This window comes from Acetoanaerobium sticklandii (genome assembly GCF_000196455.1).
Classification (GTDB): Bacteria; Bacillota; Clostridia; order Peptostreptococcales; family Filifactoraceae; genus Acetoanaerobium; species Acetoanaerobium sticklandii.
In genome coordinates, this window is sequence record NC_014614.1 from 1,420,151 (window position 1) to 1,442,174 (window position 22,024).

The following is a 22,024-nucleotide window of genomic DNA, read 5'->3' on the forward strand; positions in this document are numbered from 1 at the left end:
ATTGAAAAACTCCACCATTAGGGCTAATTTTCACTAGCATTAATGGTGGAGTGATAAATTTTATATCAAGACTATTTTTAAAATATTTATTGATTTCTTAATTCTCTATATGTTTCTTTAGCTATTTCATTCATTATAGCTGTGTAGAATGACTTGTCTTCAAAAAGCTTTTTAAAAGCACCCATTTGCTCTTCATAGCACTCCTGAGCAACATCAGCAAAAACTTTTGGGAAAATACTTTCTGAAAAGACTTCCATATTATTCTTTTTAGCATACTTTTTAAGTTTTTTATCCTCTAATTTTACTTTATTGAACATTGTTTCAACTATTACCCGATCTCCTTCAGAAAAAATCCCCATATATCTTTGATTTATGTGATTAATTATATTCTCCAAAAGTTCATCTTTTTTATCTTTACCCTTGCTAACATCTACTGTTTCTACATTTGTTAAAACGCCTTTGTTTTCATCATTTCCAAGAATAACTTCTCCTTCGAAAGACTTTTCCAATTTATAAAACTCTAGTTTTATTTTGTCTTCCAAGTCTACCTGTTCTTGAGAATTTTTTGGTAGCACTTTATCCATATATTTCAAGAAGTTATATTCCTTTTGAAGATCTTTATCAAACATTCTTGTAATTTGGACAATGTATGCATACCACTTAACATAATTTCTAACCGATTTTTTAAACATGAACCTCTCTTCTAAAGACAAATTATTATATTGCTTTAATATAGGAGTATATAGAGATGTTATTTTTCCTAAATCAGTGCTAGATTGCTTTTCTTTGTAATAAATATTATTAAATTTTTCTACATCTGAATCATTATAAAGTAGGAACTGCCTAATAGAAATCTTAGTATCGTAAATAAGGTTTACATTTATCTCTTTATCTAGAACAGTTTCTTTGTAAAAAGGTTCGAATGCTTCTTTTATATCTTCAGCTTCATTTACAAAATCCATTACAAAAGTGTCTGTTTTTCCAAGCATTGTTCTATTTAATCTAGATAGAGTTTGTACAGCTTTTACTCCAGAGAGTTTTTTATCTACAAACATAGTGTGTAGCAAAGGTTCATCAAACCCAGTTTGATACTTTTCCGCCACAACTAATATATTAAATTCATCTGTACTAAATAATTCTGGAAGTTGTTTTTCGCTGATTCTAGAACCTTCCTTTGTTATATTTAATCCAGTTTCTGTATATTCTTCGTCTTTGTCTTTTACGCTTCCTGAAAAGGCAACAAGAACATCCAGATCTTTGTACCCTTTTTTATCTATATACCTCTTAAATTCAAGAAAATATCTCACTGCATGAAGTCTAGATGCCGTAACAACCATAGCTTTTGCTCTTCCACCTATTTTATGCATAGTTACATCTCTGAAATATTCAATCATAACCGCAGTTTTTTGCTGCAAGTTGTATGGATGTAATGACTCATATCGCTTGATAGCTTTTTTTGCTTCTGACTCTGGAAGCTCGGGATTATCTGGAGTACTTTTAGCTATTTTAAAACAAGTCTTGTAAGTCATGTAATTCGCTAAAACATCGTGAATAAATTCTTCTTCTATTGCTTGTTTCATCGAGTAGATGTGAAATGGATGAAATGTTCCGTCTGTATGCTGAGTTCCAAACATTTCCAATGTTTTTTGTTTTGGAGTAGCCGTAAATGCTAAAAATGATAAATTTTTGTGTTTTCCATGAGTAAGCAATTCTTTTATTAATTTGTCTTCAAAATCCTCTATATTTGCTTCTTCTTCCCCTTCTATCCTAGCAAATTCTCTTAATGCCTCTTCATTGTCGGCTAGGGCTGTTTTTAGCTTCTGGGCACTACTACCAGTTTGGGAAGAATGAGCTTCATCTACAATTATAGCAAATCTTTTGCCTTTATTATTTTCAACTTCTTCATAAATAACTGGAAATTTTTGAAGTGTTGTGACTATTATTTTCTTACCATCATTTATAGCATCCTTAAGATCTTTTGATGACTTCCCATCCCCTATTGTTTCAACAAGACCATATGCGTGATCAAAACTACTTATAGTGTCTTGAAGCTGATTATCTAAAACTTTTCTATCTGTTACAACAATTACAGAAGTAAATATGGAATTATTGTGTTCATCATGGAGGCTAGCTAGTCTATAACAGCTCCAGGCAATTGAATTTGATTTACCCGATCCTGCACTATGCTGAATTAAATAATTCTTTCCAGAGCCATTTATTTTTACATCATCAATAAGTTTTGTTACAACATCAAGTTGATGAAATCTTGGAAATATTAATTTCTTACTTAATTTCATAATTTCCTTATCGTCTTTTAGAACCTTTTTTCGTTCTACGCTTACATGAAGAAATCTTTGAATTATATTAAGAAAAGAGTCTTTTGATAGAACATTTTCCCACAAATACGATGTGTTATAACCATTTGGATTTTCAGGATTCCCAGAACCTCCAACTTTCCCAGCTCCTCCAGATCCTTGATTAAAAGGTAGAAAAAATGTATCTTTACCCTTTAATTCAGTAGCCATAAAAACTTCAAATAAATCAACAGCAAAGTAAACTAAGAATCTTTTATTGAAGTGAAAGCAATATTCTTTTGGATTTCTATCATACATAAATTGTTTTTTAGCATTTTCTACTGATTGTCCTGTAATTTGATTTTTTAATTCAAGTGCTACCAAAGGAATTCCATTTAATGTGAGAACCATATCTATAGTATTATTATTTTCAACTGAATATGCAAACTGCCTAACTACTGATAAAATATTAGAATTATAGTTTTTTACAAGTTTTTGATTAAGAGTTGATTCAGGCTTAAAGTAACAGACTTTAAGCTTTACTCCCCTGTCGTTTATACCATTTCTTAGTACATGAAGTATTCCGTGTGTGTTTACCTCTTCATTGAATCTTTTCAAAAATTTCTTTTCTGACTCTACTCCATATATTTTTTCATATCTTTCCCATTCATTTTCTTGGGTGCTTCTTATGAAGTATATTAGTTCACTTAAATATATGCAGTTGGCTTTATCAAACCCCACCATATTTTTTTGAATATATCCCCCATGATTCAAAAGATAAGTTTCTATATCTTCCTCAAATCGTTTTTCTTTGTAATCCAAGCCAGCTCCCTCCCCTACATTTTGTATAGTTTTAGAGTATTTAAAGTCCAAGATCTGATTTACATAACGATCTATCACTTAATTTGTTTAAATCCATATATATTTTTTTCATTTTATATAGTTTCCCTTGATGGTCCTTGACATATGGTATAACAAATATATTAGAAGTATTTTCACTACTTAATAAAGCGTTTTTAATAAGATAGCTATTAACACCAATTGATGCAAAATCATTACTAGCTACTTTTTTTCTGACTTTTATACTATAAAGACATTTTGCTTTTAAATTGAACATCCTTTTATCCTCTAAAAAGCCAATTTCACTTATAATAATTGGAGACATACTGGTATTTTTTATTATAAAATATGTCCTAAAATATTCAATATTTAGACTTAAGTAAATGCTTTTTTTAAGCAATTTTAATATTTGGCCTAATATTACATCAAATATTTTTCCCAAAATAGTTTCTTTTATCATTATTTATCACCAAATTCTTCAATTATATAATTTCTTTTTTCCCCGTTACTACTTCGTAGATGAGTGATTTTTTGTAGGCTTCTAGTTCTTTAAGCAGGCTTTCTTTTGTCTTTACAAATTTTTCAATTTCACCTAGCTTGTTTTGAAGAAATTTTGCAATTTTTTTTTGCTCATCTATTGGTGGCACTGGCAATGAAAAATTTATAAACTTATCCGTTTGCAATCTCCATCTACCTAAGTTTGATATCCCTTGACCAAGTCCATAAAAAATTTGATTCAAGTAACAAACTTGAAAAATGTATAGATAATACTCTTTAGAATATTTCAATCCATCTTTCATTTTGAATACTCTATAATCAGGGCTTGTGACACCATCATATGGAGACAAATCAACCCATCCTGTCAATAAATCCATATGATTCATAACAAAGTCAGTTTTATAAACATATTGATATTTGCTATAATCTGATGATAATTGTCCTTCATTTGAGGTTAAATCCTTTATTTTAAGACCATTCTGTGTTACTGAAAGAACACTATGGCCTAGTTCCCCAGAAATTCGCTTAGAAATCTCGAAAATGCACTTTAGTTTCAACACTTTCCATTGTTCAGGTATCTCTCCAATCCACTCAATCCCTATATCCTTCATCTTCACATCTGGATTTAATCCTTTAGTGACGGTCTCTGTGATTAGCGATTGCTTGTACTTCTTGTACTCTTCAATCGACTGCTTAGTTTTCTCAAGGATATTGTCAATGAGAGCTACCTTTTGTTCGAGGTAGGATGAGATTTTTTTTTGATCAGTAATAGAAGGTCGAACGATTCCAAATGATTTTAAATCGCCCAATTTTATAAAGTCAATTACAGAACCTACTGACTTATCGGTCAAGTACTTAGGTAAAAGTTCTGTAATATAGTGTTTTAAATATAGTGGATGAATTTCTTTGAAGTCTGATAAAACATATGTCCTCTGATAAGCTTCAAACTTCCCATTATAGTATTGTGTAAATCCGACCATACCATTCCCTGCAACAAGTAATGCTTCACTGTCAAAAGAGTAATTACTACTCCGATAAGGTGTCATCGAGCAGGTGAAGAACGGATATTCTCCATCTGGGTGCCCTTGGTTCACATCTTTTTTGCCTGTTGTAATATTTACTAAGTGCTTTAATGGGACTAAATCCCATGTTTCATTATACTCACCTAACCACAATAGTTCGCTATCTTTCATCTCTCTCATACTACTCACCGCCATTCTCAAACAGTGATTTAAGTGATCCCATCAAATCATTTTCAATAGCACTAATTCTTTCAGCAATCACTTCTGACTTCTCAGGTGCAACATATTTGTAGAAATGTCTTGTAAATGGAATCTCATAACCAATTTTGGTCTTGTTTTCATCAACCCAAGCATCTTGATTATAAGGCAAGACTTCTTTCTCAAAGTACTCTTTAATAACTTCATCTTGGTCTTTACCTAAAATCATAGGCACATTCTCAGTATCTCTTTTAGAAGGGTCAGCAACAGATTGTTTCTTTTTAAGGATAATCTTTCCGTATTCATCTACTTGTGGTGACTCAACTACAATCTTGTAGTATCCAAAATCTTCATTATTAAATATTTTGGACTCTACACTCTTTTTATCATATTCATAGTGTTTATTTTCAAAATCTCCATATGCATTTACAATTGCTTCTCTACAACATTCATCAAGCTCTACCCTTTTATTCCCTAAAGAGGTTCTCCTCTTAATATACATATTCGATGCATCAATCAATTGAACTTTACCCGTACGCCTTGCTGATTTATTTTTAGAAATCAGCCAAATATATGTTGTAATTCCAGTATTGTAAAATAGGTCCGTAGGTAGCTGCACAATGGCTTCCAATAAATCATTTTCAATTATATAGCGTCTTATTTCAGAAGGTCCAGAGCCAGCATCTCCTACAAAAAGAGGTGAGCCATTGTGAATTATTGCCATTTTTCCTGTATCATTTAATTTCTTTATACCATTTAGTGTGAATAGCATTTGGCCATCGGAAATTTTTGGTAGTCCAGGTGCAAATCTACCATTAGATCCCTTTTTATGCTCTTTTTCAACTGCACTTTTTTGTGCTTTCCAATCTACCCCAAAAGGCGGGTTAGAAATAATATAGTCAAATTCATAATCTTCAAATCTGTCATTTGATAATGTATCACCAAACCTCATGTTACTTGCATTTCCTCCACGAATTATCATGTCTGCCTTTGCTATTGCATAAGTTTCAGGGTTTATTTCTTGTCCAAAAACCGTTACCTCTGCATCTGCATCTAATTCTTTTAATCGTTCTTCCATAGAGGTAAGCATTTGAGATGTACCCATAGCCATATCATATACAGTTTTTACTAAACCATCTTCTTGTAAAACATTTTCTTCTTCAGCAATAAGTAAATCTGTCATGGTATATATAATATCTCTTGCTGTAAAGTGTGCTCCAGCCTCTTCGTTGTAACTTTCTGAAAATTTCCTTACTAATTCTTCAAAAATATAACCCATATCTGTAGTTGTTATAATATCTGCACCCATATACGCATTCGGTTTATTAAATTCTTGTATAACATAAAATAGTTTACTTTCTTCTTTAGTTGACCCAACTAAATCATTAAGGGTATTTTCAAATTTAAAATTTTTAATTATATCATGGATGTTTTCTGAAAATCCAGCAATAAATGTCTTGAAGTTTTCTTCTATATGTTCAGGTTCATTCAGTAAGTTTTCAAATGTAAATGGACTTATATTATAAAATGAATACCCTGAAGCTTTAGTTAAAAAACCATCTTTAACTTCAAAATTCTTTACTTCTTCGTATTTCTTTAAAACACCTTCTTTTGTTTCTAGTAAGGTATCATTTAATCTTTTTAGTAGCGTCATTGGAAGTATTACTTTTCCATATTCGTGAGGTTTAAAAGTCCCCCTTATTATATCTGCAATGCCCCAAATCATATCTGCTTTTTCTTGGACATTAATATTTGTTTGCCTTTGTAAAGCTGTCATCCCTATTCCTCCGATATTATTTATTTTTCATATAAATTATATCATTTATCAAGCGTGCGATATGTAGATATTTTTAAATTTTATATTTATTTTTAAAAAGTGTAATTAGTAATTCGGAAATTCAAGGAGGAATTACTAATTAAAAGTTTAAAAGTAGCGGTAAAAATGTATCAAAGCAATTTAATGATGGCTGGAAAAAAAGAAAGCAGAATTTTATCTTATATGAAAGATGCGAATACATTTGAAGAATTTCTAGAGAAAAATACGAAAAATAGTAGTTGGGAAATTGATATTAAAAACATTAAGAGAAAAGAAATTGTTAAATTTAATCAATAATAAGAACTATTCAGATTCAAGTGGGAAAAGAGTATAAGTATATAAAAAGATTTAGCATAAAACTATATATTCATGTAGGAAAATCATGATAACAATAAAAACACCTCTTTACTCTAGGAGGTGTTTTTTATACTCTTAATTATTAAACTTCTTTTATTTTCATCCGTTTTCTTTCTTTTGTTTAATTGAAAGTCAATTTGAAGTTCCTGCTCACCATAAGTGAAAAATTGAATTAATTTATTAAAATGTTCTACTTCAGCTAAATATTTGTAAAACATTTTTTTAAGATTATAATCAGATTGCAGTGATTCTCTTTTCTCACTACCATCAAAAATAGAAAATTTTATTTCAAGTTCAAAGCTAGCACTATGTAATTTTATATCATCTCTATTTAATCGAAGCATCTCTAAAATAACTTTTGCTTTAAGAATATCACAATTTTGATTGTATAAAATTGAAAAATGTTCACTTGAATAATTGAATTTCTCTTCATAAAACTGCTCTTTATTTTTAAAAGTAAATTTTTCATTAATTATATTTTTAATATAATCAGCTGCATATTTATTATAATATTTATTTCTTCTTGTCAAAAAAACAAACTCTTGAAAAGCAAAATCGCTTACAGGACTATATGCCCATTGAACAGTGCTTCTTGTTTTGCTGTTTTTAATTTTATTAAAAACATTCTGAATGATATCGTTTTGTATTATTTTAACTCTATTGAAAGGCTCTTTAAAATCTAATTTCTTAATTAATAATTCTGCTTCAATGTTTTCTTTTATTTCTTTTAAGATTTTTTCTCTTTCTTCATCAAATTGCTTCTTGTATACATCCTTTAAATTTATAGTACATACACATGTAAGTGTATAAAGTCCCATTTCATAATTTTTGTTGATTCCAATTCTTATACAATTTTCTTTAGTATTCACCTTGTGTGATTTAACATATTTTTTTTCGGATTCTCTAAAATAAATGATATTACAATTATTATCTAAAGATATGTATTCAGTTAATTCCCAAAACTCTATCTTAAAATTTGCTTGAAACTTTGAAGTGAAAATACTAAAAAAATTTTCAATGGAGTCTTTATTATTTAAAATTTTTTCAATGTATCTAGCATTAGAATTAATTCTCATTGGAAAATTTATATATAAATTACCAAATGGATTTTTTGATTCATCTAAAATCGAAATACTAAGATATTTATCACTTGTATTTTTTGTTTTTTCTAGAGCTAAAAAAGTATAATTTAGAGAAAAATTAGCTTGATATAGCAAATCTTTTAATCCATATTCCATTTTTTTCCCCTTTTGTTTTTATTTAATTATATTGATAATATAGTATTTTTTGCAATATAAAATTTAATATACTTAAAAAAACCTAAACTATTTCAAAACATTTCTACATGATTTGAATAGTCTAGGTCTTATATATTTTAAAGAAATTCTTTTAAAAGTGTCCTTCTTTTTTCAGGCTCTCTCATGCAGTAATCTTTAAATATTTCTTCATTTCCTATCATTATAAAAAGTTCCTTAGCCCTTGTTAGTGCAGTATAGAAAAGTTTCTTATTCCACATATTCTTATCTGCAAATGAAAGGGGAACAATCACTACCTTTACCTCAGAACCTTGATATTTGTGAATTGTTGATGCATATGAATGAATCACTGTATTGAAAAACTCTTCTTTGAAGTAGTCAACCCATGCTCCATCATCAAATTCAAGGGTTACTGATTTTTCATTTATAAAAGCTATGCTTCCAGTTGTTCCATTATATATCCCCTCTTCATTATTGTTCTCATTTTGCATAATCCGATCATCGGGTGAGAATTTTATTCCAGATGGAGATATTATGAAATCATCTGATTTATTAAAATGTTTTTGAATTTGAAAATTCAGTTCATGTGTCCCAATGGATGTTTTTTTAGTTGGAGAGAGTATTGCTATATCTTTTGCTTCATAACCAAGTTTTTCTCTAAGATATTTATATGATTTTAGGATGTGGGCCATGATTTCATCATCAGTTTCTTTTCTTACAAACTTAAAATCATCCCCATATTCAAGGTTTGGATCATTATTTTTTATTTTATGGGCGTTTACAACTATCTTGGACCCTTCTGCTTGCCTAAATACTTTCTTAAGTCTAGTTGTTGGAATTTTCCCTGAATCTATAAGTGATTCAAGTATATTTCCAGCTTCAACTGATTCTATTTGGTCCACATCACCTATGAAAACTATTTTGCTGTTATCTGATATATTTTTTATTAGTTCATAAAATAAAAATGAACCAACCATTGACATCTCATCTATTAGAACTATATCCTCTTGTATTTCCCTATTAGCTTCAGTAAAAAAATATCCAATCTCAAGTGCTCTATGAATGGTTGAGCTATATTCCCCAACAACCTCTGAAAGTCTAGCAGAAGCTTTCCCTGTTGGACAAGCAAGGGATAAAGTATATCCAAATCTTTTAGAAAGCTCAACTATTGCTTTTGCGGTTTGAGTTTTTCCTGTTCCTGGGCCTCCTGTTAAAATAAATATGGGACTCTTTGCAAACATTCTGATTGCATCTTTTTGTTCATCTGAAAAACTAAAAGAGTTTGACTCCTCAAACTCTGATATAAACTCCTCAACTTTTTTAGAGTCTATAATATTTATATTTGTATTATTTATTTTATATTCTAGTAGAGCTGCTGTATTTTTTTCTGTTTTATATGTTTGTATTAGCGTAACTTTCCCATCTTTTGAAATATAAATAAGAGATTTGGAGTATGCATGTTTAATTGCCTTATTAATCATCGCAATTGACAGCTCTTTTTCTTTCATTTTTTCTACAAGATTGTCTAAATCCATATACAAATTTCCATTTTTCGCCTCTTCTTTTAATGAATTAATAAGAAGAGCAATTGCATGTTCCATAGAATTTAAAGGAAATCCAACAATTTTAGCTATATTTAGAGCTTTATCATATCCAATTTCTTCTATAAAAACAAATGGATTTGAAAAAAGAACAGCTTTTGTGCTTTCTTGAAATCTTTCATACATTTTAAAAATTTCTAAAAAGCTTAAGTTTAATAAAATTATGTTGTTTAATAAGTCATAAAACTCTTCTAAGTTGTTTTTATTTTCCTCAATTTTCTCAGCTTCACTTTTATCAATCCCAAAATCATGTTCCAAATATTTAGAATTTATAATCTTTTCAAAAACATTCTTTTCACAACTTCTAGAAATATTTTGAGCTGATTGCTTTGAAATATTAAGAATTTTGCATAAAATAATTGCTAATTCAGCATCTGAGTTTCTTGATACTATTTTGTAGTCTTCTATTTTTAAATGCTTAAAGTTATATTGATTTTCACTAAGTTTTATTTCAAGTACATCATTTTTTTCTAAGTCTAACCTTTCTAATTTGATGGTAACTCTCAATTTATTCAATTTTTCCATATCTTTTCTATCTAAAATCTTGAGATGTATCAAATAATCAAATTGTTTTATTGTTGTAACTTTTTCTACTATAACTTTCACTTTATTTTCCATTAATCATTCTCCTCTTCTCTTTAAGTCTTTTTTTAATGCTTACTATTGTGTTTTCAGAAACATTTAGTTCTCTTGCAAAGCCTTTGCTATAAATAATTTCAGGGAAATCTAAATCTTGATATAGCTGAAGAAATCTAATTTCATTGTGAGTTAGTGCCTCTAAATCAAGATAATTGCTAAAAATCGAATACTTGAAATCCTTTTTTATATCCATTCTTTCAAAGTATTGATCATGAGTTTTTTCTTTTTCGAGTATGAAAAAATTCTTCAGTAAATTTTTATTTTCAATAATTTTAGAGTAGTATCTATTTACAACTCTAAATGCTGCTGTAGATATATAAAGAGAGTTTATATATCCGTTTTTCAGCAACTTTTCTAATAAATCTATATATGTTTTTAAGAAAACTGGATTGCTTAACTCAACTTCATAGCTAAAAGTCTTTTCTTTAAACCTTTTCTTAAATTCCTCTTCTACTGCTTTATTAAAGTCTTTTGATAGTTCATCAATAAAATTTTCAATCGTTCCAGTTCTGTCTTTATAAGAAACTTTCATTTGCAAATTTTCATTTATAAAATCCACTTTCTTTTTTAAACTAGTTTTTCTACAATCTTTATCTCCATCAAATTCCCTAGATCTTTCTTCTAACATTTTTTCTAAATCATCATTTCCAATAATTTCTATACTTGTTCTCATTTTTATGCCTCCTACGATTTGTAATATTAATTACAAGCTTTAAGATGAAATAAAAAACAAAAAAATATCTAGTTATCGCACGAGATAGTATTTTGCGACAGCTAGATATTTTTATTTGAAATAAATATTTTAAATAGTGTAATTAATATAAAGATTCAAGAGGGAGGTTTTAAAGTGGATGAGAAAAACAAGAAAATGCTAGGTATTTTTGAGGTTTTGCACAATTCTTTTGTATCAAAAGAAGATATTCTTAAAAGAAATGTTGAGATTGATAGATATATAAACCAAAGAGTTCTAGTCCAATTGAAAAATGATAAAAAGAGAATTGAATTATTTTTCAGACTATTTTTTCTAAGAATAGATGAGTACAGAAACCTTGATAAAAAACTAAAGAGGAGAATAGATAAGTATACTTTTAGACAGTATTCTTTATTTATAGCTTACATTGTAAAAGAAACTAACGCTATCATAGACAAGTGTCCAACCTCTTTTGTATTCATAAATTCTATTAATATATTTAGAACAGTAAATATGAAAGAGAGCTTAGATTTAAATGAAGAATATATAAATATAATAAAGAAATATGATATATTAGCGTTTTCAATAAAAGAAATCAGTGGAATTGAAACTATTGATATAAATACTTTAGCTAAAATAGCTTTAGCTGAAAAAAATGAAAGTGATTATAATTTCGCTGACTTTAACTGCATGATAAAAAATATAATGAAAAGAAATTCAAATCTTCATGAGACAATATATATAGAAGATACTATATCAACTTTAGATAGAACAAAGTTAGAATCGAAAGAGTATAAAGTTTATAAATTTGCTGACTTTAAACTTAGATATTTATATTCTCTATTAGAATTAAATTGTGAAGAAGAGCTAAAAAGAATCAAGAAAGTTATTTCTGAAAAATTTGATATTAATTCAAATCATAATATTTTAAAAGTTATTGAAGCATCACTCATTTACAATAGTTCAGGTTTTATCAAGAGTATACTTAAAGATATTTCTTCAAAAGATGCATGTGATATAAATAATTTAATCCAAAAGAGCACTCGTGGATTTATTAGATTTAGAACTACTATAAATAAAACAAAAAATTCAAAGGGCTGTTATTTAGCAATAGATTCAAGAAAATTTATATTTCAAAACCCAGACTTGCTTATATTTAATTACCTAAATAAATGCGAGGAAGCGATTTTGAAAAAAGCGGCATTTGAAATAATCAAAGAGCACAAAACTGATGATCTGTATATAGATATAAGAAGAAGAGAAATAAAAGCTTTTGAAGATTTTAGTGAACACATTATAAAAGGAAAACTCAATGAAGCTACATTACATTATCTTCCAGACTTAGCTAAAAGCATAAGTAATCTTGTCCCAATTGAAATATTCTCAAGCTAATATTAAGATTATAGCAAGAGAGGAGAGGTTTGAACAATCTTCCTCTCTTTTTTAATTTTGTGCACTGAGTTCACTATATTCTTCTGTTTTGAAACACATTAACTACTATATCCCTTATAAATTCTGCTACTTCTACTCTATCTTCTATATTCCCCTGAAAAAAAAGGGGAATCTCACTTGATTCACACATCCTATTAATTATTTTGGTTGATGCTATGGCTGAGTTATGGATTTTAGTTCTAGTTTTATCCATTTCCTCAACTGTATCTTTATATTCTTCTGCCTCTAATTTTATCTTTAAAATAGACCTTAGTGACTCCATTTTATAAACATATGTCACATAGTTTCCATATGAATCAATAGTATCTTCTATTATTTCAAGTACATCTACATCATCAGCATAAATTTTTGCTAGATTTGTAAGAAAATCTGTTGCCCAGTTCTCTTTTTTCAATATGATTCACTCCAGTACTATTTATCTTTTGTGTTCGTATTTTTTTCTAAATATACTTTCAAAAAATATAAATTTCTTTTAAATAGTTTTAACTGGATTTCATGATTTTTATATTTTTGATGGTATAACTATATTATATCTCACCTTACTTTTTATTATACAGATATATTTTGATTTTTCTTGCTCCTTTTTAAGGTAGGTATAAGTAATTCTATTTTTACCTTATAATATATTATATAGGAGGTCATAAATATGTTAAATAATCCAAAAATCCAAGTTAGTATAACTGAGGCCAATCAAAATTTCTCAAAAGTTGCTAAAATTGTTGATGAAGAAAAAATAGTTGTTGTTTTGAAGCAAAACAAACCAAAGTATCTCATTATAGATTTTGAAGAGTTTTCTAAAATGGAAAAAAATAATCAAGAAGAAAAGACATGGGAAGAAGTAAGCAAAAAGATGCTATTTAAGAATCTTGACGCATACAAGGAGCTTGAAAAATAATTTATGCATCAGTTAGTTGAGTAGTGTAAAATATTGTATCAACCTTAGAGTCTACATGGCTTTTATTCTTAATTTATATACTAATATTAATAACACTTTAGAGGCTGATAAATGAAATTTCAAAACTGCTAAAAAAGAATATTAAAGAATAAGGATTTTCTATAATTTTATAACATCTACATTTACTTATTTTCCATAAAAAAAGACTATCCTATAATTGGAAGTTACTGAAGAAGTGTAAAATAAAAAGCAGTAAGTTTTTCTCAAAAAAGAGAGCATTTAGAATGACTTCTAAGGCTCTTTTTTTTTAATTTTTTCAATCATTTTCACCTATCTAAAATTCATTGTAAAAAGATATGATAGACATCATATCTTTTTAGTAGAGTTAAAGCAAATTAACCCTTTTACGGTGGTTATAATTTATTGTAGATTTTATTTCAATAACTAAAGCTTTATTTAAATATTGGTGAACTAAACTCATTAAAACAGGCAAAACAATTATATATGGTCAAAAATCGATATGAGATTTAGTTAAAACTTATATGAAAATGTATTTTTTGCTATGCTTGATTCTATAGATAAATTTTTTAGAGAATTTTCGATTGAATATCTTTTTTTATATTCCTCCAAGTTCAATGTATTTACAGAAAACTCGATAGATAAGCATTTATTAATGTTGGTAAAGTAGACTACAGATCCATCGTTCATCATGCCCTTTAATCCTGATGTTAAGCTTAATAAGCCTCCAATAAACAAAAACGGATTAGCTGTAGACATCGCTATTGCAAGTTCTACAGCTCCAATTCCAATTGTTTTTGCAACACCTTCGATACTATCAATTGAATGTCCTTCTTTAAACATTCTCTTAAAATCATCTATACCTTGAAAAATTGCTATTGTACCAGCTAAAATATCAAATCCATTGACAAAATTCCAACTTCTTTTTATACTGTCACAACACTTAAGCAATCCTAAATTTTCTAGAATCTCTCCTGGAATAATAGGAAGTCCTTGCTTTGTAAATAAATCCGATAATAAGTGTTCAAGAAACGGAGCTACTTCATTTAAATTGTTTATTGGAAAGTCATATACTAAATGGTGTCCATATAATCTGTGGGCAATCACCCCTTTCCCTTTTGCAGCACTATCCATAAGCCTTCCATAAGAACTGTATCCTATTTTATTCTTATTCATAAATGTATATATCTCATTGCCATTTTTATAAGCGAATTCTCTTATATAATTGGAAGATAAGGTATTAAATTCTTCATTAATATTCATCGATATAATCCTTCCCACATTCATTGCAAAATTCACTAGTTTTCTTAATATAATTATCCATAGCTATCTGCATTTTAGCTATCTCCGTTGAACTAATTGCTAGTCCAGTCACAGCTCCAAAAGCCATTCCAGCTGGCCCCAATAAGGTAGCTAATCTCATTCCAGTTTTTAATCCACTATTTTTTTTACTATTTTTTTTATTGTCTTCACAATAAACTTGTTTCCATATTTTATCTAAATCATCACATAAATCTGGTTTATCAATCCTGTATTTGCTAAAGAGATTAATAATCATAAAGTCATATGCCTTTTTTTTATCTCCCAAAATTTTATTTGCAGATTTGAAACTCATCGATTTGCCTATTTTATCTATAATTCCAGAAAATTTTTTATCTTTTCCAACAAATTCTATTTCCGTAATAAATTGTCTGTATTCATTCTTTGTCATTAAATTACCCCCTTTTAATTAAATATAAAGTAAACTTGTCTTAGTTTCTAGATCACTAATATACTGGGTACTCAAATTATCTATATTTATAATTATCTTGATTTATGCACGCTCAAACAATTCAAATATTCCTAAAATTATAACAATTCTTCCATTCATATATCTCAGTTAACCCTTTTCCAATTAATTCGATATTCAGTGGGAGTAGTATTTACAAGTTTTCTATTTTTCATAATTTATTGGAATATTAAAACCCCTTTGGTATTTCACTCTATTTTCTGACTTAAATCCAAGTAAAGCAATACTTGCATTCAATTTGTCTTTTATCTCTTCTTGTAATAATTTTCTAATTCGGATATCTTAATTTTCAATTCGTCTTTTATCCTCTGTTCAAATGTGCCTAATCCATAATTTATTGTATCAATTGCATCATCCTCTATATCTCTTGACATAGAATTTATTGCATTTTTTAGGTCATCTATATATTCTTTTGCAATTTTTTCAAATCCTCTGAAATACCACTCTTTTTTATATTTTGTTCTTCCAAAAAGTCCTTCTCCCGCATAATTTTCATGGTAGTCTATGTCTAACCTATCAATATACCATCCTAAGCTAGTGTATTTTCCTCTGCTTTTAAAATCATCAATAATTCCAGAACTTGTACTACGATTCTCAAACCCCTTAAGTCTTTCTATAAAAAAATCATTATCAGTAAAATTGACATTGAAGTTTTTCCAGTCCTCAGGTATATTTTTACCAAGTTCTAATTGCTCTTGAATCTCTGAATATATATCTGATAATAAGTCCTTTATTTCTTCAACATATTTGAAATATATACTTTCTGAATCATCAGGAAATGAGTAAAATGGTTTAAGCACATTTATTTTGTATTCTACAAATAGTTTCTTCAATATTGGTCTATAAGCTGATTGTGAGTAACAAAGACGGTCAAACTCATCTCTAGCTGTTGATTTTGCAGAGCTTTCAGATGTGTAATAACTATATTCTTTAGGAGAAAAAGGAGTATTAATATCATAGTTGTTGACATTAAGCTTAACATCTAAATTAGTAACTTTATTAACATTAAAATTATCGCACTTTCTTTTTAAAACTTCTAATAAATCACTCAGTCCGTCATAACCTTTTTTATTTGTAAATTGTTTGTCAATTAATTCTAATGATTTATTTGGACATTCAGAAATAACTTTTTTCAAATTATCAATATCTGAATTCTTTATAATTTTACCAGATACAGCTTGGGCATTCCCTTCAGCATTTTCTTCCAAATAATTACAATTCATTATACATAATCCACAACCATTACAATTATCCTTAACAATAATCTTTATCATGAAAATTCTCCTCTATAAATATATTTGTTTTTTATAACTACTTGTTTCATACTGATATCATTAAACAGATTTTCAAGAATTTAATATTGTTCTCATGCTATTTAAATGCTTTTCTCCTTTAATTATGAGATCTAAACCCGATTGGAAAATCTTTCCATTTTCGTCAACAACAGCTACATCAATTATTTCTGATAGTCCTTTTGCAATATTTACACATGTCATCAATACGCCTTTTTCATAATCAGTATAGATTTTGATATCTAAACCATTTTTTCTTATTGTACAATCTGTTTCATGGATAGATTTTATAAATAATGCATTTAACGCCATGAGTAGATTTGATAATCTATCTGCACGGGCTATTATAGCATCATACATAGAAACTATAGATTCAGCTTGAGCTTGAAGTACATTTGCAGTGCTCAATTGATTATTTGCCGCTGATAAGTTTCTTTCTGAATCCATTACCCACATTTTACTCAATCCTTTCATTGCTAAACCACAAATTAATTCCTTGTCTGTAAAGCTTTTTTTTGTGGATAGCGAAAAAACCTCTAACTTGTATACTTTGTCGAAATCCTTAAGAATTTCTAGTTCATTTATCAAGACTTTATTTTCTACTTCTATTTTTTGAATGTTCTCATAGACTTGTATAAATTTAGGAATACTAACTTCAATTATGGCTCTTTTCTTTTTTGCAACATTCATAAGTCTTTTGTCTGTAAATTCAGCTTTTTTAATTACTGCCAACTCTGCTTCCTTGCTTATTTCAAAAGCACTTGCATATTTTTTTAAAGCTTTTTCATCCAATTTAATGCATTTATCTACATTGTAGAATGTTTTAATTACTGCTCCAGCTGCTAAAGATCCAATAATCATAATTCTATATCTAAACATTAACCATTGTCTAGATATCTCCTTTCGTAATATTTTTATATAAGATTTAAAAACTTAACTTTAACGGTTTGTCCAATTGATTTTCATATTCATCAATTGTTTTGAAAGCAACACTTTTTCCAAATATTTGAAGTATCTTATCTAAACCGTTTGTTACTCCTTCTAAATTAAAAGCTTCTTCACAAGCAAATCCTAACATCATATTAAACCCTTCACTAATTTCTTTGTCCCAATAATTATATTCATCTTGAACTAGATTTTTAAATGTTTCTCTTTGTTTTTCTATTTCTTTTATTGCTTGATTTTCCAAGAAATTTAGTTGATTTTCTTTTAATTTATAATTGTTTAAATACTTAGCAGCTTTAATGCCAGAAATTACTGCACTACAAGCTGCTGAAGCAACTATAGCACCAATAAACTCTCCCACTGCTCTCCCCAAAGCCATTCCTGCAAAAGTTCCAGTACCTGGATTAATTGCTGTACCAATCGCTCCCCCTAATAACATTCCAACCTCTCTTCCGAATGCCCCTCCTATCATCCCTGACATGATAGTTAATCCTTTTTCTCCTACTTCATTTATAAATTCAATCTCATCTATCTCACCATTTATATACTTCATAGCTGATTCTTTTGCTATAGATGCAATTACAAAAACCTGTGATAATTTATTGTTTTTTGCAAGGTTTGCAAGAGTTTCATTTTTACTATCCTTTAATTTGTTATTTATATAGTCTGCTGCTAATTTAGTCATTCCTCCTGTCATAGATACATCTATTATTGTCTTTCCCATATCTTTTGCCGCTTCATCAAAGCTTTTTTTGCCCATAGCTACTTTCGAAAGGTTTCTAACAGCTTCTGCGGTTAGAGGGATAGCTGACATAATTAAGGCTTCTTTTGCCCCAGAATAAAATTCAGTCCCCATATTCTTAGCAGTTCTTATTGTAAATTTTTTCTTTAGCGTTATGTCAGAACCTATTTTTTGTTTTGCTATATAGACTCTTGCTTTTATAGGTACATTATTCTTTTTATCCATTATTATATGCCAATCACTCTTTTCGCCCTTAATCACATTGTCTCTCTTTGATAAAATTCTGAAATTATTTTTTGAATTCATAATTTCTTTAAAGTCAGAGTCTGATAAAAAAGGATTGTTCTTAACATAACTATGACCTTCTTTAAGAGATGTTATGTGATCAACCTCAGCAGAATAACTTGACCATTTTGTAGAAATATTTTCACCTGATTTATTTTTCATGTGGTACTTGTTCTGAGCTGATTTTTGATTTTTATGAAGAACTTTATTGCTAATAGGATCCAAATATGTGTTCCTATTTTCAAAAGTACTTTCTTTATAATTTTTTTTTGCTTTATTGCAATCCCATAGCTTATCTCTATTTATTTTATTGTATTCTTTAGTTAATCCTAAATTTTCATTAGACTCTTGGTTGATAATAGATTTATTTTTCATAATTTCTATAGTGTTTTTTATTTCTTTATTATCACTCATAAAAACCCTCCTAAGTTAAAATGATTCTCCTTAAAGCACTTTCACCTTCTCCCCTTGACTCCCAAGCCACATATCTATTCCATTGCCATATGACTCTGCTGTGATTATATATTTATCTCCTTCTTTACTTACTACTTCAGCTGTTGGAAGTCTATCAAGTATAGCTTCTAGAGATGGGCCAGTGAATTCAAATTTTACTCTCTTTAGCTCCCCTGCATACATGAACTGTACTCTTTTTCTAAATTCCCCTTCTTGGAATTTATTTGCGTATGGGATGATAAATTTTTCATTTGTTTTTTCGATTTTTTGTATCCTATCTATTCTATATACTATTGGAATATCTTTATTTGATTCTGTGATATATGCAATTAAATAGAAATAAAATTCTGAAAACATTATGGATACTGGTTTTATATCCCTTATAGTTTCCTTCTTATCTTGCCTTATATAATGAATTACTATTCTTTCTTTATTTGTAATTATTTCAGATAGTTCCCATATTTTTGATAGTAACTTTTGTCCATGTTTTAATGGGACATAGTTTAGTTTTTCATTTCCTATTATATTTTCAATTACATTCCTATTTTCTGGATAACTTTGTTCAAGCAATTTCTCTATTAGTGAATCTAATTCTTCCTTGCAAAATGCTCTACTTTCTAATAGTATTTTGCAAAGTGCCATTATTTCTTCATTTGTGATCCAATTTCTTTGATATTTTATTAGTCTATATCCTCTTTTATCTTTATCATAAATTATTGAAGATTCATCAAGCTTATAGTGAATTTCCTGAAGATATACTCTGAGATCTTCAATATCCCTTTGAATAGTCTTTTCACTAACCTTGTAATGATTACATAGGTCTGATTTGTTCAAAATTTCCCCTTTATTAAACCTTTCATATATATCAAGTAACCTAAATCCTTTGTTCTCTTTATAGTCCCTCATTTCTCCCCCCCAACTCTATTTTAATAATATTAATTTAATTAATCTAACTGCCATATTTCTATTTTTTTCTATGACAATAGTTTATTAAATTAGATGGACATAATTTGTCTTAATATGGAAATATAAATTATTTTTACTCATGATTACATATACCTATATTATATACTTTTCAAGACTCATAAAAAAGGATAACTTAAATTAAAATTTTATTTATATTTTCCTTTATTTTTAAAAAATTTGTCGAAATTTGTCACATCTTAACCTATTATAAACCCATCCGCATCATAGAAAATATTAGTAACTTCAAGTTCAGGGATAAATGATGAACCTAAATTTTCAGTTTCAAAACAAGTTTCCCTTTTATTCAAAAAAGCTTCAGGAACATTTATATACTTATATCCCAAACTATCCTCATGTATTAAGCAAAGAGTTTCTATATTATTAGCTGCATCAAATTCGAAGACTATAATTTCTTCCTCAGTTATCTTATCTATGTGCAACACATTTCTTGTTTTAATAACTTTTCTTAGTTTTGAATAGATTTCTAAAATTTGAATAATAGAATCAACTAGAGCTTTTGAGGCTTTAGAATCTTCTTCAAAACTCAAATACTGTGCTTTTTCTGATAGTTTAATAAAATATTTGATTTTTATATGATGTATAGATTTTAAATAAGCCCTCATTATAGTACACCTCCTTAAATAAAAAACTTTCCCAAATAATATATAAATTCAATATCCATTTTAAAAATAAAATAACTAAAAACAACTCCGTAATGAAATTGTAATAATCTTGTAACAAAAAAGAAATTTCATTTGCGTGGTATATATAAATGGAGGAGTTTATTATGGCAAATGATTTTTCTAAATTTGAGGAAAGAGGAATTGATTATTCAAGTGTATATTTTAAAGGAGCTCTTTTAATCGAAGATAAGAAAGGGCTTGAGAATTTTTTTTATAATTATCTTTGCCAAAGAGATTTAAGTGAAGAGGATTTGATTAATCCATATGTTTGTGATTTTAGAAAAGAGTTTGAAGGTAGAAATAATAAGGAAGAAATTAAAAAGGCTTTTAAGATTAGTTTTTCAGAAATTTTAGCACAGCATTATTGCAATATAAGGAATATGACTGTAAAAGAATTTTTACAGGAAGAAAAAAAGTTGTTTGAATTTATAATATTAAATTCAAAGGAATCTAATTAGAATCATAAAATCTTTTAATTGATACAATCTATGGTATAATATTTCATAAAAAAAGATGTAACTTTTATGTTACATCTTTTTTGCTTTGGGTATATAACCTAGATATAGTTTATTTTATTCTTTTTCCCATCTGAAAATCTATTCAATTTAGTGAAATGCTAAGAGTATCAAATAGTAAAAGTTGCAGGCTAATTCTAAAAAATGCCCCGTATAGACTTTTACTTATCAATGCTCAAATGATAAGAAAAATGGACCTGTAAGTATGTACAAACTAAGTTCTAGTTGATACATAACCTCAGGCCCCTATACAAGCAATAATCATATTCCTTGTGTAATTCTTAAAATGAGCAGGCCTATAAGCCGAGTTCTGTCTTGAACAGTCATCTATCTACGACTACTGTCGCCAGTAGCCTCTAGCGACCTACCTACGGGACAAAGACGGGTTATCTTTATATCGGCCCCTGCTTGGTCTTGCTCCGGATGGGGTTTACATAGCCAGTTAGTTACCTAACTGCTGGTGGGCTCTTACCCCACCTTTCCACCCTTACCATAATGGCGGTTTATCTCTGTTGCACTATCCTTGGAGTTGCCTCCACCAGGCATTACCTGGCATCCTTACCCTATGGAGCTCGGACTTTCCTCGTGAAGTGAATCACGCGACTGCTCAGTCTACTCTCTTGAGATTATATCATTATATTGGTTAATAAACAAATACTTTATACGATTATGCAATTATTGTAATATATAAAATATTATGACATTTATCTTGCAGAAAATTTATAATAATAAAATATTTCTTTCCTAATCTGCTATTTATACTTTATATTTTTTGGG

The 22,024-nt window shown here is 28.5% G+C and carries 19 protein-coding genes and 1 other RNA gene; 4 read left to right on the forward strand and 16 right to left on the reverse strand.

Features of this window, described 5'->3' with window-relative positions:
* Positions 1 to 86: 86 nt before the first annotated feature.
* From CLOST_RS06485 to CLOST_RS06500, 4 genes are read right to left on the reverse strand one after another with little or no spacing between them, the layout of a single operon-like run.
* Positions 87 to 3,116 carry a type I restriction endonuclease subunit R gene (locus tag CLOST_RS06485; protein ID WP_013361475.1) on the reverse strand — a complete coding sequence of 1,010 codons (3,030 nt, stop codon included), beginning with the start codon at positions 3,114 to 3,116 and terminating at the stop codon, positions 87 to 89.
* Between the two features lie 40 nt (positions 3,117 to 3,156).
* Complete coding sequence (locus CLOST_RS06490; RefSeq protein ID WP_013361476.1) at positions 3,157 to 3,594, reverse strand: hypothetical protein; 438 nt, start codon at positions 3,592 to 3,594, stop codon at positions 3,157 to 3,159.
* A 22-nt stretch (positions 3,595 to 3,616) separates the two neighbouring features.
* Positions 3,617 to 4,849 carry a restriction endonuclease subunit S gene (locus CLOST_RS13555; protein ID WP_081455089.1) on the reverse strand — a complete coding sequence of 411 codons (1,233 nt, stop codon included), beginning with the start codon at positions 4,847 to 4,849 and terminating at the stop codon, positions 3,617 to 3,619.
* Positions 4,836 to 6,629, reverse strand: coding sequence for a type I restriction-modification system subunit M (locus CLOST_RS06500; RefSeq protein WP_013361478.1), 1,794 nt, complete (start codon positions 6,627 to 6,629; stop codon positions 4,836 to 4,838). The genes CLOST_RS13555 and CLOST_RS06500 overlap by 14 nt, the downstream gene beginning before the upstream one ends.
* Before the next feature lie 183 nt (positions 6,630 to 6,812).
* On the opposite strand from CLOST_RS06500, the gene CLOST_RS13875 reads away from it, so the two are divergent.
* Positions 6,813 to 6,965 carry a hypothetical protein gene (locus tag CLOST_RS13875; RefSeq protein WP_157858287.1) on the forward strand — a complete coding sequence of 51 codons (153 nt, stop codon included), beginning with the start codon at positions 6,813 to 6,815 and terminating at the stop codon, positions 6,963 to 6,965.
* A gap of 113 nt (positions 6,966 to 7,078) precedes the next feature.
* On the opposite strand, the gene CLOST_RS06505 is transcribed toward CLOST_RS13875, so the two are convergent.
* The 3 genes from CLOST_RS06505 to CLOST_RS06515 all read right to left on the reverse strand — a co-directional run bounded on the left by CLOST_RS06505 (position 7,079) and on the right by CLOST_RS06515 (position 11,194).
* Positions 7,079 to 8,263: a hypothetical protein gene (locus CLOST_RS06505; protein ID WP_013361480.1), complete on the reverse strand. Its 1,185-nt coding sequence runs from the start codon at positions 8,261 to 8,263 to the stop codon at positions 7,079 to 7,081.
* A 137-nt stretch (positions 8,264 to 8,400) separates the two neighbouring features.
* Positions 8,401 to 10,500, reverse strand: coding sequence for an AAA family ATPase (locus tag CLOST_RS06510; protein WP_013361481.1), 2,100 nt, complete (start codon positions 10,498 to 10,500; stop codon positions 8,401 to 8,403).
* Positions 10,490 to 11,194 carry a hypothetical protein gene (locus tag CLOST_RS06515; RefSeq protein ID WP_013361482.1) on the reverse strand — a complete coding sequence of 235 codons (705 nt, stop codon included), beginning with the start codon at positions 11,192 to 11,194 and terminating at the stop codon, positions 10,490 to 10,492. The genes CLOST_RS06510 and CLOST_RS06515 overlap by 11 nt, the downstream gene beginning before the upstream one ends.
* A gap of 174 nt (positions 11,195 to 11,368) precedes the next feature.
* Here CLOST_RS06515 and CLOST_RS06520 point away from each other — a divergent pair, with 174 nt between their 5' ends.
* Positions 11,369 to 12,604, forward strand: a complete 1,236-nt coding sequence (locus CLOST_RS06520) for a hypothetical protein (RefSeq protein WP_013361483.1) — start codon at positions 11,369 to 11,371, stop codon at positions 12,602 to 12,604.
* 73 nt (positions 12,605 to 12,677) lie between these two features.
* Here CLOST_RS06520 and CLOST_RS06525 read toward each other — a convergent pair whose 3' ends face one another.
* A complete protein-coding gene (locus CLOST_RS06525; RefSeq protein ID WP_013361484.1) occupies positions 12,678 to 13,058 on the reverse strand; it encodes a DUF3232 domain-containing protein in 381 nt (126 codons plus the stop codon).
* Positions 13,059 to 13,310: 252 nt separating this feature from the next.
* Here CLOST_RS06525 and CLOST_RS06530 point away from each other — a divergent pair, with 252 nt between their 5' ends.
* The gene (locus CLOST_RS06530; protein ID WP_013361485.1) at positions 13,311 to 13,559 is read left to right on the forward strand and encodes a type II toxin-antitoxin system Phd/YefM family antitoxin; all 249 of its coding nucleotides are present in this window, start codon (positions 13,311 to 13,313) and stop codon (positions 13,557 to 13,559) included.
* 531 nt (positions 13,560 to 14,090) lie between these two features.
* On the opposite strand, the gene CLOST_RS06535 is transcribed toward CLOST_RS06530, so the two are convergent.
* The 7 genes from CLOST_RS06535 to CLOST_RS06565 all read right to left on the reverse strand — a co-directional run bounded on the left by CLOST_RS06535 (position 14,091) and on the right by CLOST_RS06565 (position 20,672).
* On the reverse strand, positions 14,091 to 14,753 hold the full coding sequence (locus tag CLOST_RS06535) for a hypothetical protein (protein ID WP_157858288.1): 663 nt from the start codon (positions 14,751 to 14,753) through the stop codon (positions 14,091 to 14,093).
* A 76-nt stretch (positions 14,754 to 14,829) separates the two neighbouring features.
* Complete coding sequence (locus CLOST_RS06540; RefSeq protein ID WP_013361487.1) at positions 14,830 to 15,288, reverse strand: hypothetical protein; 459 nt, start codon at positions 15,286 to 15,288, stop codon at positions 14,830 to 14,832.
* Positions 15,289 to 15,611: 323 nt separating this feature from the next.
* Entirely contained in the window at positions 15,612 to 16,640 is a 1,029-nt protein-coding gene (locus CLOST_RS06545; protein ID WP_013361488.1) for a ferredoxin, read from the reverse strand.
* A 72-nt stretch (positions 16,641 to 16,712) separates the two neighbouring features.
* Positions 16,713 to 17,537 (reverse strand): hypothetical protein, encoded by an 825-nt coding sequence (locus CLOST_RS06550; RefSeq protein ID WP_162091640.1) that lies wholly within the window; start codon positions 17,535 to 17,537, stop codon positions 16,713 to 16,715.
* 46 nt (positions 17,538 to 17,583) lie between these two features.
* Entirely contained in the window at positions 17,584 to 19,044 is a 1,461-nt protein-coding gene (locus CLOST_RS06555; RefSeq protein ID WP_013361490.1) for a hypothetical protein, read from the reverse strand.
* Positions 19,045 to 19,074: 30 nt separating this feature from the next.
* Positions 19,075 to 19,989, reverse strand: a complete 915-nt coding sequence (locus CLOST_RS06560) for a helix-turn-helix transcriptional regulator (RefSeq protein ID WP_013361491.1) — start codon at positions 19,987 to 19,989, stop codon at positions 19,075 to 19,077.
* Positions 19,990 to 20,246: 257 nt separating this feature from the next.
* Positions 20,247 to 20,672 carry a hypothetical protein gene (locus CLOST_RS06565; protein WP_013361492.1) on the reverse strand — a complete coding sequence of 142 codons (426 nt, stop codon included), beginning with the start codon at positions 20,670 to 20,672 and terminating at the stop codon, positions 20,247 to 20,249.
* Between the two features lie 164 nt (positions 20,673 to 20,836).
* Here CLOST_RS06565 and CLOST_RS06570 point away from each other — a divergent pair, with 164 nt between their 5' ends.
* The gene (locus CLOST_RS06570) at positions 20,837 to 21,190 is read left to right on the forward strand and encodes a hypothetical protein (RefSeq protein ID WP_013361493.1); all 354 of its coding nucleotides are present in this window, start codon (positions 20,837 to 20,839) and stop codon (positions 21,188 to 21,190) included.
* A 340-nt stretch (positions 21,191 to 21,530) separates the two neighbouring features.
* On the opposite strand, the gene rnpB is transcribed toward CLOST_RS06570, so the two are convergent.
* Positions 21,531 to 21,866: RNase P RNA component class A (gene rnpB / locus CLOST_RS13700), an RNA gene on the reverse strand.
* Positions 21,867 to 22,024 lie beyond the last annotated feature (158 nt).

What these genes read in the sequence shown, in the direction of transcription:
- CLOST_RS06515 (WP_013361482.1), bottom strand. Translation starts at nt 11,194, where the DNA reads ATGAGAACAAGTATAGAAATTATTGGAAATGATGATTTAGAAAAAATG.
- CLOST_RS13875 (WP_157858287.1), top strand. Translation starts at nt 6,813, where the DNA reads ATGATGGCTGGAAAAAAAGAAAGCAGAATTTTATCTTATATGAAAGAT.
- CLOST_RS06500 (WP_013361478.1), bottom strand. Translation starts at nt 6,629, where the DNA reads ATGACAGCTTTACAAAGGCAAACAAATATTAATGTCCAAGAAAAAGCA.
- CLOST_RS06565 (WP_013361492.1), bottom strand. Translation starts at nt 20,672, where the DNA reads ATGAGGGCTTATTTAAAATCTATACATCATATAAAAATCAAATATTTT.
- CLOST_RS06545 (WP_013361488.1), bottom strand. Translation starts at nt 16,640, where the DNA reads ATGATAAAGATTATTGTTAAGGATAATTGTAATGGTTGTGGATTATGT.
- CLOST_RS06510 (WP_013361481.1), bottom strand. Translation starts at nt 10,500, where the DNA reads ATGGAAAATAAAGTGAAAGTTATAGTAGAAAAAGTTACAACAATAAAA.
- CLOST_RS06535 (WP_157858288.1), bottom strand. Translation starts at nt 14,753, where the DNA reads ATGAATAAGAATAAAATAGGATACAGTTCTTATGGAAGGCTTATGGAT.
- CLOST_RS06555 (WP_013361490.1), bottom strand. Translation starts at nt 19,044, where the DNA reads ATGAGTGATAATAAAGAAATAAAAAACACTATAGAAATTATGAAAAAT.
- CLOST_RS13555 (WP_081455089.1), bottom strand. Translation starts at nt 4,849, where the DNA reads ATGGCGGTGAGTAGTATGAGAGAGATGAAAGATAGCGAACTATTGTGG.
- CLOST_RS06530 (WP_013361485.1), top strand. Translation starts at nt 13,311, where the DNA reads ATGTTAAATAATCCAAAAATCCAAGTTAGTATAACTGAGGCCAATCAA.
- CLOST_RS06540 (WP_013361487.1), bottom strand. Translation starts at nt 15,288, where the DNA reads ATGACAAAGAATGAATACAGACAATTTATTACGGAAATAGAATTTGTT.
- CLOST_RS06550 (WP_162091640.1), bottom strand. Translation starts at nt 17,537, where the DNA reads ATGTTTAGATATAGAATTATGATTATTGGATCTTTAGCAGCTGGAGCA.
- CLOST_RS06490 (WP_013361476.1), bottom strand. Translation starts at nt 3,594, where the DNA reads ATGATAAAAGAAACTATTTTGGGAAAAATATTTGATGTAATATTAGGC.
- CLOST_RS06560 (WP_013361491.1), bottom strand. Translation starts at nt 19,989, where the DNA reads ATGAGGGACTATAAAGAGAACAAAGGATTTAGGTTACTTGATATATAT.
- CLOST_RS06570 (WP_013361493.1), top strand. Translation starts at nt 20,837, where the DNA reads ATGGCAAATGATTTTTCTAAATTTGAGGAAAGAGGAATTGATTATTCA.
- CLOST_RS06505 (WP_013361480.1), bottom strand. Translation starts at nt 8,263, where the DNA reads ATGGAATATGGATTAAAAGATTTGCTATATCAAGCTAATTTTTCTCTA.